Raw genomic sequence first — 14869 nt, forward strand, 5'->3', positions numbered from 1 at the left:
TGTTATTTTTTAGGATTAATTTTTAATTTATTCATGAACACTGCCGAAGTGATCAGTAATGAAAGCGGAATCAGGGAAAGGTAAAATGCCCGCTGCCCGCTGAACTCCTGAAATACAAAACCGGTAATGATAGAACCTATCGTTCCCCCGATTGCTGAGAAAACAACGATCAATCCTGACATCGCACTGTGCAGATATTTAGGGATTGATGCCAGAATCACAGAATTAATACTTGGATAAATCGGTGCCAGCAAACCTCCCATCAAAGGAAATAAATACACGACCAAAGGAGCATTCAACCAGTTTGTATTTGTATCAATATGAATATTATGGGTCAGGGGCAAAACCAGCAATAAACTGATAGCAAAACCTACCACACAGAAAGAAACTACATAGATCCAGCTGAATTTTTTAGAGAAGAATCCTGATAAAAATCTTCCCAAAGCAAAAGCTCCCGCTAAAACCGCTCCCGCCTGAATACTCATAGAGGTAGGCACTTTTAAAATCTCTTTATAAAATGTGGGCGTCCACGTTTGAAAGCTCTGCTCTACCAATACAAAAAGGAAAGCGCATAATAAAAAACATAATACTTTTTTATAGCTGAATAAGCTTACACTATTTTTTAAATCTCCCAAGAGATCTGTTTTATCACTTTTAGCTTCCTGTTCGTTCAGTTTTGAAAAGAATAAAAATAAAAAAGACAAACTTGAAAGTCCTCCCAGCACCCAATACACATTCAGCCATTCAGTAGATTTCGGATTATGATCATCTATATATAAACTGAATAAAACATTTCCAGCCAGTACTCCGATCATGAAAAACCCTTCCAGAAATCCCATAAAACTGGAATGTTCTTTATCTGTTTCCGTTACCAACCCAATAGAAGTAAAAACCGATATTTTGATTAATGCAAATGAAACTCCTACGGTTGCAAATAATAATTTGAATACCCAGAAGTCATTGGTAAAAGGCATTACAAAACACATGCAGCTTACCAGCAATAAAGCAATCAGCATTGATTTTTTGATTCCTATCTTCGGAAGAAATGAAGCCAGAATGAAAGAACATATGGCGATTGGAAGATCTTTGAAGCCTTCCAGAACGCTTGCCGAAGATTTTGAAATCCCAAAATTCTGCTGTACCTGTAGAATGACTGTTCCTACAGAATTCAGAAGAATGGCAAAGACAAAATAGTTTAAAAATAAAACGGCCTTGATGTTAAGATTTTTCATTCAGGTGATTTCTTGTTGGCTAAGATAGATGCATTTCTGTTAACGATAATTTAACACAGTAAATCAATATTTGAACTATATTAATATGTTTAGTATTTTTAGTGAATAAATATGATTAATTAGATGAAAGTTACTTTTGAAAGGGTAATCCCTAATGAAAAGAGCTCATTCCGCACCATTCATAATAATTCTCCCATTTCAGAATTCAAATGGGAGTATCATTATCATCCCGAAATTGAGCTGGTATGTGTTATTTCCGGGAATGGAACCCGTCACGTGGGTTATCATAAAAGTAATTATACGAACGGAGATCTGGTATTAATCGGGTCCAATATTCCCCACTCCGGATTCGGTCTGAATTCTATTGATCCGCATGAAGAAATTGTACTTCAGTTCAAAGAAGAAATCCTTCAGTTTCCCGAGCAGGAAGTAGAATCGAGATCTATTAAAAACCTGTTGGAACTTTCAAAGTACGGGATTCATTTTCATCATAAAGTAAAAAAGGTAATGCTTCCCAGGCTGAAACTGATGCTGGAATCTGAAGGCTACAAAAGATATTTATTATTGCTTGAAATTCTTTTTGAACTTTCAAAATGTGAGGATTATGATCTTTTAAACAAGGAAATCATGCCCTACACCATTATTTCTAAAAATAAAACCCGTCTTGAGAATATATTTACCTATGTAGAACATCATTACGACAAGGAAATTGATATTGAAGAAGTAGCAAAACTAGCTAACCTGACTTTACCAGCTTTCTGTAATTTCTTTAAAAAAGCGACTCAGATTACGTTTACAGAGTTTGTGAACCGTTATAGAATTAATAAAGCCTGTCTGCTGATGGCGCAGGACAGATCTATTTCAGAATGCAGCTACCAGTGTGGCTTTAATAATGTGACCTATTTTAACAGGATGTTTAAAAAATATACGGGGAAGACTCCTTCAGAGTTCATCAGGAATTATTCTCATAATAAAGTGAATGTGGATCTGAAGGTTGAAAAGGAGGTCAAAGCCAAAGTAAGCTTTTAATTTTTTGTAATCAAAAATCTGTTTATGGTAAACCGTAAGGATAAGCAACTTACATAAGTTATTTTCGTAAAACAATTTAAAATAACAAACCATGGCAATTAGAATTACTTGCATCAACAAAGACAACGGATATCATGAAAATCCAAACTTAGCAATCACTCATTTAGGATGGACTGGAGATGATGGAAAACCAGGAAAAAGTACTCGATTAGAAATATATAACTGGATAAAAAATGAAAGAGGATTAGCTTATGTTACTGATAGTTATGAAAACCAAGTAAAGGTTATCACAGCTGAAACTTATAATGGTACCAAATATTTAAAAACTGAGGCAGATAATACAACAAAAAATAATTTATTATCACTCCCTGAATGTAAATAAAGGTTCAAAGTTATTAAATGAAGGCTGTCCTATTAATTAATAGAACAGCCTTTTATATTATATAAGTAATAATTAGTGATTATCTAAAATTATTTCCATTTAATATTGCATCCCATGCTAGGTCTCTGAATTTCTTCCTGAGGTTCTCCAGCCAAAAGATTTTCAAAAGCAATAATTAGATCTTCTCCGGTTACATCTTTATTATTTCCAGGTCTTGAATCATCCATCTGACCTCTGTATACAAGGTCAAGCTTATCATCAAAGAAATAAAAATCCGGTGTACAAGCTGCATCATAAGCTTTTGCTACTGCCTGGCTTTCATCAAACAGATAAGGGAAATCAAATCTTCTTTCAATTTGAAATTCGATCATTTTTTCCGGAGAATCTGCCGGATATTTTTCGATATCGTTAGCATTGATGGCGATGAATTCAATTCCGTGCTCGTTATAATCTTCGTATAGTTCATTGATCTTGTCAATTACATGAAGAACAAACGGACAGTGGTTGCACATAAAGATCACCAAAGTACCTTTTTCTCCTTTCAGTTCTTCCAAAGACTGAAGTTCATTCGTTTTTGACGGGTTAGGAAGTTCAAAAAACGGAGCTTTTGTTCCTAATGCCAACATATTTGAGGGAGTATTCATATCCTTATTTCTTTACCGGCAAAGATAATTATTTCTTTTGTTAATTAGGAAGAAGACATTTTCATTTTTAATAAAGTAAAGAAGCTGGAGGATGAAGATTGTTAGCCCTCAAAAATAGTTATAGTCAAATTCTATTATTATATTATTTAACCTTCAAAATAACTTCCAGCACCCATTCTTCCAGCTTCGAGCCTTTAATTAATCTTCTTTAAAAAGCAGACGAACCTATAAAACTTACAATATCCCTTGGAAGTTATATTAAAAAGTTTGTAGTTTTGCTAACGCTGTTAGTAAATAAAAATCATGGGTCTACATGAACGCCGTCAACGAGAAAAAGAATCCATCCGTGCAAATATTTTGCAGGCTGCTTTTACGTTGGCGAAAACTGAAGGCTGGGGTTCGCTTTCTATGCGTAAGATAGCAGATGCTATTGAGTATAGTGCTCCCGTTGTATATGATTATTTTGAAAATAAAGAAGCTATTCTATTTGAAATTTCCTTAGATGGCTTTCATAAGTTACACATTGAACTGTTAAAAGCTCAGCAGAAGCACGATACTCCGGAAGAGCAGCTTGTTGCCATTGTGGATGCGTACTGGAACTTTGCTTTTAAAAATAAGGAATATTACCAGCTTATGTTTGGTCTTGGAATGCAATGTTGTGGAAAAGGACAGATGAAAAAAGAATTCTCGTCATTCCAGGAACTTATTTATGAATGTACTTATGAGATTATAAAGAAAAACGGATCCAATCCGGACAATGCCTGTCATATGTCTCATGCTCTGTTTTCTGCCGTACATGGAATGATCTCTATTATGATGATGCGTACAGCTGATATCCCTTCAACAATGAATAAAACGACTTTGGACGAAACTGTTTCGGCTTTTATTAAGTCTTTATAGATTTTTTTTGAATTAAAAATTAACACCGTTAGGAAAATTAACACTGAATTAATATATATTTCCTGTTAATCCTGACTAAAAACTCAAACATTTATGAAGCCATTCATTATTTTAAGTTGTTAAAATTAGTGATTTTTTGTCTACTAATTAACACTGTTAGTAAAATTAACACACCTTACACCATCATTATACACTTCAATACATTAAAAAAATTTCAATTATGGAAGCAATCGACCTCATCGGACATTAAAAATTCTGTAATTTTTTTTGAACAAATCATTAACACTGTTAGGAAAAAATACAGCATTTATCAAAACATTTTTTACTTACCTCTAACACTTCATTAAAAAAATTAAACCAACAATGAAATTACCTGGAAAAACAAGGTTTATTGTACTTATTGCAAGTATAATTCTTTTACAGAGCTGCACAAAAGCCGCAGAAGGAACCAATGCCGCACCTCCAGCTCCAGAACTTCCGGTTTATACCGTTATCACCTCACCCGCTACGACATATCAGGAATTCCCAACTGCTTTGGAAGGGAAAAACAACGTAGAAATCAGATCTCAGGTAGATGGATACCTTGACAGAATCTACGTAGAAGAAGGAGCATATGTAAGAGCAGGACAACCGTTATTCAAAATAGATTCAAGAAGTTATGGCGAACAGATGAATATGGCTCAGGCTAATCTTCAGGCGGCTAATGCCAATATTCAAAAAGCAAGAGTAGAAGTAGACAGACTTCAGCCGCTGGTGGCTGCCAAAGTAGTTTCTGATGTACAGCTTAAAACCGCAAAAGCCAATTATGAAGCGGCTGTTGCTGCCGCTGCTCAGGCCAGAGCTTCTGTAGGAAGCGCCAGAATCAACGTAGGATTTACCACCATTACAGCTCCTGTAAGCGGTTATATCGGAAGAATTCCTTACAAAAAAGGAAGTCTGATTTCAAGAACAGATGTGAATCCATTGACATTACTATCTGATATCAGTGAAATCTATGCCTATTTCTCTTTAAGTGAGCTTGACTTCATTGCTTTCCAGAATAAATATCCGGGAGCAAGCTTAGAAGAAAAACTGAAAAATATGCCCATGGTAGATCTAGTGATTGCCGACAACAGTACTTACCCTGAAAAAGGAAGATTGAGCATTGTAGACGGCCAGTTTGACAAAACTACCGGAGCCATCAGTGTACGTGCTGTTTTTCCTAATGCCAACGGAACTTTAAGAACCGGAAATACAGGAAGAGTACGTATGCCACAGCTCATTTCAAATGCAGTTGTAATTCCTCAGGAATCAACCTTCGAAATTCAGGATAAAACCTATGTTTATGTAATGGGTAAAGACCAGAAGGTAACCGGGAGACCGATCAAAATATCAGGAAAAACGGATAGCTATTATTTTATTTCTGAAGGGCTTAAGCCTGGAGAAAAAATTGTATTCACGGGAATTGGAAACCTGAAAGACGGTGCTTCTATCAAGCCGAAAAATATTTCTTCGGACAGCTTGTTAAAAGCAAAACCATTATAGTTCTTTCCGAATACAGAAGACTTAAAAAAATAAACTTCTTATGTTAAAACAATTTATAGAAAGACCAGTCCTTTCAACGGTCATCTCCATAATACTCTTATTATTGGGAGCTTTGTCTCTCTTTAATTTACCGATTGCCCTTTTCCCGGACATCGCTCCACCAAGCGTTCAGGTAACGGCATTCTACCCTGGAGCCAATGCTGAGGTCGTAGCCCGTTCGGTAGCCACTCCTATTGAGGAAGCTGTAAACGGAGTTGAGAACATGACTTATATGACCTCAAACTCCAGTAACGACGGTACCATGACCCTGAGTGTTTTCTTCAAACAGGGTGCCGATGCAGACAATGCGGCAGTAAACGTACAGAACCGTGTATCGAAAGCGATGAGCCAGCTGCCTCAGGAAGTGGTACAGGCCGGGATCTCAACCCAGAAGGTTCAGAACAGTATGATTATGTTCATGGGACTGACCAGTGAAGATGCAAAACAATATGATGAATTATTCCTTCAAAACTATCTGAAGATCAATGTTATTCCACAGATACAGCGTATTCCGGGGGTAGCACAGGCTCAGGTATTCGGGACAAGGGATTATTCCATGAGAATCTGGCTGAAACCGGATCGTCTGGCGGCTAATAATCTTTCTCCACAGGAAGTTTTGGGAGCCATTAAAGACCACAACCTTGAAGCTGCTCCGGGCCGTCTTGGACAGGGAAGTAAGGAAACCTACGAGTATATCCTTAAATATAAAGGAAAACTGAATAAGGGTGAAGACTATGAAAACATCGCCATCAAAGCAAACAGTGATGGATCTTTCTTAAGATTAAAAGATGTTGCAAGAGTAGAATTCGGTTCTTATACCTATACTGCGACCAACAGGGTAGATGGAAAACCGGTTGCCGGATTTGCTATCCTGCAGACAGCCGGATCCAATGCCAACGAAATCCTTACGGAAATTGAAAAGCAGGTGAAAGTAATGGAAACCACTCTTCCAAAAGGAGTGAAGCCAATCATCATGTACAACTCTAAAGACTTCCTGGATGCTTCTATCCATCAGGTTGTGGAAACACTTGTTATCGCCTTCATCTTGGTATTTATTGTAGTATTTATTTTCCTTCAGGATTTCAGATCTACCTTAATTCCGGCTATTGCCGTACCCGTTGCGATTATAGGAACCTTCTTCTTCCTGCAGTTATTTGGTTTCAGTATCAATATGCTTACCTTATTTGCATTGGTACTCGCCATTGGTATTGTAGTGGATGATGCCATTGTGGTGGTGGAAGCCGTCCATTCTAAAATGGAACAGACGGGAATGCCTGTAGAGCATGCTACCATGCACTCGATGAGTGAAATTTCAGGAGCCATTATTTCCATTACACTGGTAATGTGTGCCGTGTTTATTCCGGTTGGTTTCATGCAGGGACCTGCAGGAGTTTTCTACAGACAGTTTGCTTTCACATTGGCGATTGCGATTTTAATTTCAGCAGTGAATGCATTAACATTGAGTCCGGCATTATGTGCGATGTTCTTAAATGATCCTCAGGGAGAACATGGGGAGCACGGTCATAAAAAAGGTTTTGGAGCAAGGTTCTTCAATGCTTTCAATGCGAGCTTCAACAGCATGACCAGAAAATATATTTACAGCCTTAAGTTTTTAATTAAAAACAAATGGGTTGCGATAGGAGGTCTTGTTATCATCACAGCAGCAAGTGTATTTTTAATCAAGAAAGCGCCGTCAGGATTCATTCCTACGGAAGACCAGGGATTCGTATTGTATGCGGTGAATACTCCTCCGGGAAGTTCACTGGAAAGAACACACAGAGCTACGGCTCAAATTGATAAAATTATCAACGGTGAAAAAGCAACCAACCACCTTTGGGTAGCGGACGGGATGAACTTCATCAGTAATGCCAACGCTTCTCCCTATTCTGCAGGTTTCATTAAGCTTAAAGATTATGACAAGCGTGGTGAAATGAAAGATCCTGATCAGATTGCTGCAACATTGACAGGTAAGGTAAGCCAGGTAAAAGATGCCAACGCATTCTTCTTTAACTTCCCCACTGTACAAGGTTTCGGTAACGTTTCCGGATTTGAATTCATGCTTCAGGACAAAACGAATGGTTCTTTTGAACAATTGGGAACAACCACTCAGCAGTTTATCGGAGAACTGATGAAAAGACCTGAAATTGCTTTTGCCTTCACAACGTATGCCGCAGGAAACCCTCAGTATACTATTGATGTGGATACTGATAAAGCTAACCAGCTGGGCGTTTCTGTAACAGAACTGATGCAGACGATGCAGATTTATTTCGGAAGTAGCTTTGTATCGGATTTCAACAGATTCGGGAAGTATTACAGAGTAATGGCTCAGGCAGATATTCCTTACCGTACGGATGTTAATTCACTCGAAGGAATCTATGTAAAAAATAAATCGGGAGAAATGGTTCCTGCCAAAACTCTGGTTACTCTAAAAAGATCTTTCGGTCCTGAAACAGTAACAAGAAATAACCTTTTCAATGCTGTTACGATTAACGGAACTCCGAAACCTGGTTACAGTACCGGAGATGCCATCAAAGCGGTTGAAGAGGTTGCTCAACAGTCACTCCCAAGAGGATATGGATATGAGTGGACAGGGATTACCCGTGAAGAAATTAAAACAAGCGGACAGACTGCTTTTATTTTCTTCTTAAGTATTCTATTCGTTTACTTCTTACTGGCAGCCCAATATGAAAGTTATATCCTTCCGTTTGCTATTATTCTTACCATTCCAACAGGGATTTTTGGAGTATTTGCCTTCACAGGATTAGCAGGAATTGATAACAATATTTACGTTCAGGTAGGATTGATCATGCTTGTAGGACTATTAGCGAAGAATGCCATCCTGATTGTAGAATTTGCCGTACAGAGAAGAAAAGCCGGTAAAACATTGATAGAATCTGCACTTCAGGCATCAAGATTACGTTTAAGACCGATCTTAATGACCTCTTTTGCCTTCATCGTGGGAATGCTTCCACTGGTATGGACGCAAGGTGCTTCTTCAAAAGGAAACCACTCTATCGGTTACAGTACCGTAGGAGGAATGCTTACAGGGGTAATCTTCGGGATCTTTATCATTCCGGTAATGTATGTAGTGTTCCAGTACCTGCATGAAAAAATGCCAAGCAGAAAAAAGAAAAGACTTCTGAAAAAACAAATGGAGGAAGAACTTTTAGCTGCTAGTCACTAATAAAAAAATGAATGACAAAAACTTAGAGAAAATTTTAAGATCATAGGTTTACCTATTTACCTGCCTGTTCTTAATGGTTTTAAAAACTAACTATTTTCTCCTACTAAAGAAATTTTTGCATCAACAGAAACCTCTCTAAGTTTTGTCTTCAATTAAAAGTTTAAAAACTATGAAACGAGTAAAAAATATTATTCTAACATTTGTGCTGGCCATCGGCTCTGTTTCGTGTGTGTCTAAACTGGCCTACACGGAGCCTGAGCTTCCACTTCCGGAAAAATTCCAGTACACTGCCACTGCAGACACAGCCAGTATAGCTAACCTGGAGTGGAAACAGTTTTTCAGTGATCCTATTTTACAGGGACTGATTGAAAAAGGAATTAAAAATAATTATGATCTTCAGATTGCCTTAAAGCAGGTGGCTGCTTCACAGGAAAAACTGAAACAGGCAAAATATATGCAGTATCCGGATGTTGGGTTTGGAGTAAGCGGACAGATTTCAAGACCATCCAAAAACAGCATGAACGGGCAAAGCTTAAATTTATTTTTAGGTTCAAGCCATGTTGAAGACTATAACGCAGCCTTCAACCTTTCATGGGAAGCGGATATCTGGGGAAAAATCAAAAACCAGCAGGAAGTTTCAAGAATGCAGTACCTTCAGACCTATGAAGGTTCAAAAGCAGTTCAGACTCAGGTAGTAGCAGCTATTGCACAAGGGTATTATAATTTGTTAATGCTTGACAGACAATTGGCTATTGCAAAATCCAACCTGGAACTGAGCAGCAATACCTTACTAATGACCAAAAAAATGTGGGAAAGCGGCGATAATACTTCTTTGGGAGTTCAGCAGGCCGCAGCACAGAAACAGGCTACAGAACTTCTGATAGCCCAGCTGGAGCAGAATATTGCCATCCAGGAAAATGCACTGAGTATTCTGGTTGGAGAACTTCCCAATAAAGTCGACAGAACCATTGAAATGTCTGATACTTCACTGCCTCAAAACATTACTGCAGGACTTCCGGCAGCTATGGTAAGCAGAAGACCAGACGTTCGTCAGCAGGAACTGGTTTTATTAGAATCCAATGCGATGGTAGGAATTGCTCAGGCAAATATGTATCCTGCATTGAAAATTACTGCTAATGGTGGAGTAAATTCATTCAAATTTGATAACTGGTTCCAGATTCCGGCTTCGTTATTCGGATCGGTTTTAGGAGGAATTACCCAGCCTATTTTTCAGAAAAGACAATTGAAAACAGATCTGGAAGTAGCAAAAATTCAAAGAGAAAAAAATGTTCTTGCATTCCGTCAATCGGTATTAAATGCTGTGGGAGAAATTTCTGATGCCTTGGTTTCCAATGAAAACTTAAAAGTTCAGGAACAAAAAGCGACAGAACAGGCAACTACACTAAAAGATGGAATTAAAAGTGCACAACTTCTTTACAAAGGAGGTTCAGCCAATTACCTGGAAGTGATTACAGCACAGGGGAATTCCCTACAGGCAGAGTTGAATCTGGCTTCCATAAAAAGACAGAGATTAAGCAGCATTGTAGATTTATACAGAGCTTTAGGCGGCGGTTGGAAGTAGTAAATTAAATTATATTTGTTTTAAGATGCGGTTCTTTTCAGAGCCGCATTTTTTGTATTGTTTCTGTTTATCTACAATATGAATTTAAACTTGGATTCCTAAGGAATGACACAATGTATGGATAAATGAAGGGTCCGGTTTGTCATTCTGAATGAAACAAAGTGGAATGAAGAATCTTTAAAAACAATCGATGAGATTCTTCCTTCGTCAGAATGACAAACTAAGTGCTTAATTTATTCATGAAATTGCTCAGCAATCCATTTTAACAGAGCCTCAAAGTCTTCCTGAGAATATCCCAACTGTAAATAATGAATATCATCCGCCTTTCGGTACCACGTCAGCTGGCGTTTCGCATACCTGCGGCTGTTCTTTTTAATTTCCGAAACCGCAAAATCAAGATCCCATTCTCCATCAAAATATTTGAACAGTTCAGCGTAACCTACAGTATTCAAAGCTGTCAACCCTTTGAATTTCTCAAGACTTTTCACCTCATCCAGCAAGCCGTTCTCCATCATGATATCCACTCTGCGGTTAATTCTTTCATATAATTCTTCCCTTGGAGCTTCTATCCCGATTCTGATGACATTAAAATCTCTTCCATTTTGAGAAACCGAAATATGTTCAGAATATTTTTTATCCGTCTGCCAGATAATATCAATAGCTCTCAACAGCCTGCGGTGATTGTGAATATCCACCACACTGAAATATTCAGGATCCAGTTCTTTTAAAATCTCCTGAAGTTTTTCTATTCCCTCCTGCTCCATCATATTTTGAAGCTTTTCCTGGTTTTCAGCATTGGCTTCCGGAAGATCATGCAGACCTTCTATCACCGCTTTTTCATACATCATGCTTCCTCCAACAAGAATTACCGTGTCATGAGCAGTAAAAAGTTCATTGAGTTTCTGAAGAGCATCTTCTTCATACTGCCCGATAGAATAATACTCTTCCACTGAAAGATTTCCAATAAAATGATGAGGTGCCTGCCCCAGTTCTTCTTCCGAAGGGGCTGCCGTTCCTATTTTCATTTCTTTAAAAAACTGACGGGAATCACAGGAAATAATCTCCGTATTGAAATGTTTCGCCAAATCAATTGCCAATCTAGTTTTTCCAATTCCGGTGGGTCCTACTACAGAAATTAAATTTTTCTTTTTCACAGCGCTAATTTACGAAAATGGGTTTATTTAATTTGGAAGCCTGAGGTTGGAGGTTAATTAAATCTCATTATATATTTACAACAACCTTCCAGCTTCTCGCCTCCATCTTCCAGCCATTCAACATTAGTTAAACTATAGACTTAAATGTTTATCTTTGTAGAACAATAAAAAACTATGATTTTATCAATGACCGGATTCGGTAGAGCCGAAGATGTTTTTGAAGGAAAAAAAATTACTATTGATATTAAATCTCTGAACAGCAAGAGCTTTGATTTAAATATTAAAATTCCTTTACGTTATAAAGAAAAAGAATTTGAAATCAGAAAAATTCTTAACGATAGAATTATCCGTGGAAAAGTAGACTGCTACGTTAATATCGAGAATCTTGAAGAGTCCAACGATGTAAAAATCAATAAAAACTTAATTGACTCTTATATTAACGAACTTAAAAACATAGCTTCTGACGGTCCCAATTTCGAATACCTTAAAATGGCAGTAAGACTTCCTGATGCCATCACTTCAAGACCTGACGAATTAACGGAAGGTGAATGGGAAGCTCTGGCTAAGATTGTCAATAATGCCGTAGACAGATTCGAAGAATTCAGAAGAACTGAGGGTGGTATCTTACACGAAGAACTCAACAGAAATATTCAGAATATCGACAAATATCTTAGCGAAGTGATTCCTTTTGAAGAAGAAAGAATTGTGAGCGTGAAAGAACGTTATCAGAAATCTTTGAAAGAATTTGAAAATGTTGATGAAACACGTTTCTATCAGGAAATGGCCTATTTCACTGAAAAACTTGATATTTCTGAAGAAAAGGTAAGACTTGCCCAACACCTGAAATATTATAAAGAAGTAATGGACAATGAGTCTTTCAACGGAAAAAAACTGGGATTTATTTCTCAGGAAATCGGAAGAGAAATCAATACACTGGGTTCTAAAGCCAATCACGCAGAAATCCAGAAACTGGTGGTGATGATGAAAGACGACCTTGAAAAAATTAAAGAACAAACGTTAAACGTATTGTAATGATAGATACGGGGTACGAGATGCGTGGTTGTTCTAAGAATAGATCACCAAACTCGAAACCCGTAACCCGAAACCCAAAAAAATGGATAAAGTAATTATATTTTCAGCACCATCAGGGAGCGGAAAAACTACATTGGTAAAGCATTCACTGGAGACATTTCCTGAACTGGAATTTTCAATTTCATGTACGACAAGACAGCCAAGAGGAAGTGAAGTACATGCCGTAGATTATCATTTTCTGACACCGGAGGAGTTCAGACAGAAAATTTCCGAAGATGCTTTTGTAGAATATGAAGAAGTTTATACTGACAAATATTACGGTACTTTAAAATCTGAAGTAGAAAAAATCTGGAATCAGGGAAAAGTAGTTATTTTTGATGTAGATGTAAAAGGAGGAATTTCGTTAAAAAAATATTTCGGTGATAAAGCGCTGTCTATTTTTATAGAACCGCCTTCCATTGAAGAATTGGAACGAAGATTGATCTCCAGAAACACAGATGATGCAGAAACCATAAAAACGCGTGTCGCAAAGGCAGAAGAAGAAATGACCTACGCCAGCGGGTTTGACAAGATCGTGATTAATGAAGATCTTGATGCAGCTAAAAAAGAAATAGAAAGTTTAATAAAAAGTTTTATCAGTAATTAATGGCTGGAAGATGGAAGAAGGAGGATGGGAGTAAAATACTACACTCAAAATCTAACTTCTAATTTCTAACCTCTAGCTTCTGATCATAAAAAATTGAGGTTGATATGAGTACCGAAACATTAGAAAAAGCTAAATCTGCAATTCCTGTCAGAGGATTTCTGGATATAAAAGATATTGCTATTCCTCAGGGTGAAGAATTGGTGAAGGCCATTCTCAAACTAAAAGAAGAAAAAAATGCGGTTATTCTTGCCCATTATTACCAGCCCGGAGAAATTCAGGACATCGCAGATTTCCTTGGAGATTCTTTACAGTTGGCAAGACAGGCTAAAGATACCAATGCTGACATGATTGTATTCTGTGGAGTACATTTCATGGCAGAAGCCGCTAAAATTCTGAATCCAACTAAAAAAGTAGTTCTTCCTGATACCATGGCCGGATGCTCACTGGCAGATGGTTGTTCCGGAGAAGGACTGAGAAAAATGCGTGAGCAGCACCCGAATGCTTTAATTGCCACTTACATCAACTGTAATGCAGAAACTAAAGCTGAAAGTGATATTATCGTTACAAGTTCAAACGCTGAAACAGTGATTGAAGCACTTCCGAAAGACAGACCGATCATTTTTGCACCTGACAAAAACCTGGGAAGATACCTTTCTAAGAAAACAGGCCGCGATATGATCCTTTGGGATGGAAGCTGTGTGGTACACGAAGCATTTTCAATGGAAAGAATTGCCCAGCAATTGGCTGACAATCCGGATGCAAAACTAATTGCACACCCTGAAAGCGAAGAAGCAGTTTTAAAACTGGCCCATTTTATCGGTTCCACTTCTGCCCTTTTGAACTATGTAGAAAAAGATGACTGCCAGAAATTCATCATCGCTACAGAAGAAGGAATTCTTCACGAAATGAGAAAACGTGCGCCTCACAAGGAACTGATTCCTGCATTGGTTTTTGATGAAAGCTGTAATTGTTCAGAATGTTTCTATATGAAACGTAATACCATGGAAAAGCTGTATTTATGTATGAAATATGAGCTTCCAGAAATTCTTATCGACGAAGAATTAAGATTAAAAGCATTAAAACCTATTGAAGCGATGCTTGATCTTTCCAAAAGCATAAAATAATTTTTTTATCACGAATATTTATTATATTTAAAACTTAAACTAATAATAAATATGAAAAATCTAAAAAAATTAGACAGAAGAAGTCTTAAAAATGTAAACGGAGGAAGTAACATATGTAACTTAAACTGCGAAATACATGAAACCTGCGGAGCGGGATGTAATGGAGAATTAATCTGCGTACCCAGAGGAATGTATATTCCGGATAACTGTTAAAAAAATAAAGCACTGTTTTTACAGTGCTTTTTTATTTTTATTATGCAGTGATTGCAACAAAGCAATCTGCACTCACAACAACGCACATTCTGCAATTTTCGGACAATGTCCAATATGCATCGCACGAAGGATCACTGGAAGAGCCTGGTCCAAAAACCAGATGGGTAGGACAACCATCACACCT

The 14869-nt window shown here is 37.5% G+C and carries 13 protein-coding genes; 10 read left to right on the forward strand and 3 right to left on the reverse strand.

Annotated features, from left to right (window positions below):
• Positions 1-2: 2 nt before the first annotated feature.
• Positions 3-1232: an MFS transporter gene (locus tag RHP76_RS10620; RefSeq protein WP_062676222.1), complete on the reverse strand. Its 1230-nt coding sequence runs from the start codon at positions 1230-1232 to the stop codon at positions 3-5.
• Between the two features lie 123 nt (positions 1233-1355).
• On the opposite strand from RHP76_RS10620, the gene RHP76_RS10625 reads away from it, so the two are divergent.
• Together RHP76_RS10625 and RHP76_RS10630 are read left to right on the forward strand one after the other, a co-directional pair.
• Positions 1356-2261: an AraC family transcriptional regulator gene (locus tag RHP76_RS10625; RefSeq protein ID WP_311230143.1), complete on the forward strand. Its 906-nt coding sequence runs from the start codon at positions 1356-1358 to the stop codon at positions 2259-2261.
• Positions 2262-2352: 91 nt separating this feature from the next.
• Positions 2353-2643 carry a DUF3892 domain-containing protein gene (locus RHP76_RS10630; RefSeq protein WP_311230144.1) on the forward strand — a complete coding sequence of 97 codons (291 nt, stop codon included), beginning with the start codon at positions 2353-2355 and terminating at the stop codon, positions 2641-2643.
• A gap of 89 nt (positions 2644-2732) precedes the next feature.
• On the opposite strand, the gene RHP76_RS10635 is transcribed toward RHP76_RS10630, so the two are convergent.
• Positions 2733-3287: a thioredoxin family protein gene (locus RHP76_RS10635; RefSeq protein WP_311230145.1), complete on the reverse strand. Its 555-nt coding sequence runs from the start codon at positions 3285-3287 to the stop codon at positions 2733-2735.
• A 303-nt stretch (positions 3288-3590) separates the two neighbouring features.
• Here RHP76_RS10635 and RHP76_RS10640 point away from each other — a divergent pair, with 303 nt between their 5' ends.
• The 4 genes from RHP76_RS10640 (at position 3591) to RHP76_RS10655 (ending at position 10516) form a co-directional block, all read left to right on the forward strand.
• Complete coding sequence (locus RHP76_RS10640; protein ID WP_034694942.1) at positions 3591-4187, forward strand: TetR/AcrR family transcriptional regulator; 597 nt, start codon at positions 3591-3593, stop codon at positions 4185-4187.
• Between the two features lie 363 nt (positions 4188-4550).
• Positions 4551-5711, forward strand: coding sequence for an efflux RND transporter periplasmic adaptor subunit (locus tag RHP76_RS10645; RefSeq protein ID WP_062676224.1), 1161 nt, complete (start codon positions 4551-4553; stop codon positions 5709-5711).
• Between the two features lie 40 nt (positions 5712-5751).
• A complete protein-coding gene (locus RHP76_RS10650) occupies positions 5752-8934 on the forward strand; it encodes an efflux RND transporter permease subunit (protein ID WP_241280119.1) in 3183 nt (1060 codons plus the stop codon).
• Positions 8935-9103: 169 nt separating this feature from the next.
• On the forward strand, positions 9104-10516 hold the full coding sequence (locus RHP76_RS10655; protein WP_311230146.1) for an efflux transporter outer membrane subunit: 1413 nt from the start codon (positions 9104-9106) through the stop codon (positions 10514-10516).
• Between the two features lie 233 nt (positions 10517-10749).
• On the opposite strand, the gene miaA is transcribed toward RHP76_RS10655, so the two are convergent.
• Positions 10750-11670, reverse strand: coding sequence for a tRNA (adenosine(37)-N6)-dimethylallyltransferase MiaA (gene miaA, locus RHP76_RS10660; RefSeq protein WP_288441225.1), 921 nt, complete (start codon positions 11668-11670; stop codon positions 10750-10752).
• Positions 11671-11844: 174 nt separating this feature from the next.
• Here miaA and RHP76_RS10665 point away from each other — a divergent pair, with 174 nt between their 5' ends.
• The 4 genes from RHP76_RS10665 (at position 11845) to RHP76_RS10680 (ending at position 14685) form a co-directional block, all read left to right on the forward strand.
• Positions 11845-12702 carry a YicC family protein gene (locus RHP76_RS10665; RefSeq protein ID WP_082798853.1) on the forward strand — a complete coding sequence of 286 codons (858 nt, stop codon included), beginning with the start codon at positions 11845-11847 and terminating at the stop codon, positions 12700-12702.
• An 82-nt stretch (positions 12703-12784) separates the two neighbouring features.
• A complete protein-coding gene (gmk, locus tag RHP76_RS10670) occupies positions 12785-13348 on the forward strand; it encodes a guanylate kinase (protein ID WP_311230147.1) in 564 nt (187 codons plus the stop codon).
• A gap of 104 nt (positions 13349-13452) precedes the next feature.
• A complete protein-coding gene (nadA, locus tag RHP76_RS10675) occupies positions 13453-14472 on the forward strand; it encodes a quinolinate synthase NadA (RefSeq protein WP_034694934.1) in 1020 nt (339 codons plus the stop codon).
• 51 nt (positions 14473-14523) lie between these two features.
• Positions 14524-14685, forward strand: a complete 162-nt coding sequence (locus tag RHP76_RS10680) for a bacteriocin-like protein (RefSeq protein ID WP_157885796.1) — start codon at positions 14524-14526, stop codon at positions 14683-14685.
• The last annotated feature ends 184 nt before the right edge of the window (positions 14686-14869 follow it).

This window comes from Chryseobacterium sp. SG20098 (assembly GCF_031844745.1).
GTDB classification, from domain to species: domain Bacteria; phylum Bacteroidota; class Bacteroidia; order Flavobacteriales; family Weeksellaceae; genus Chryseobacterium; species Chryseobacterium cucumeris.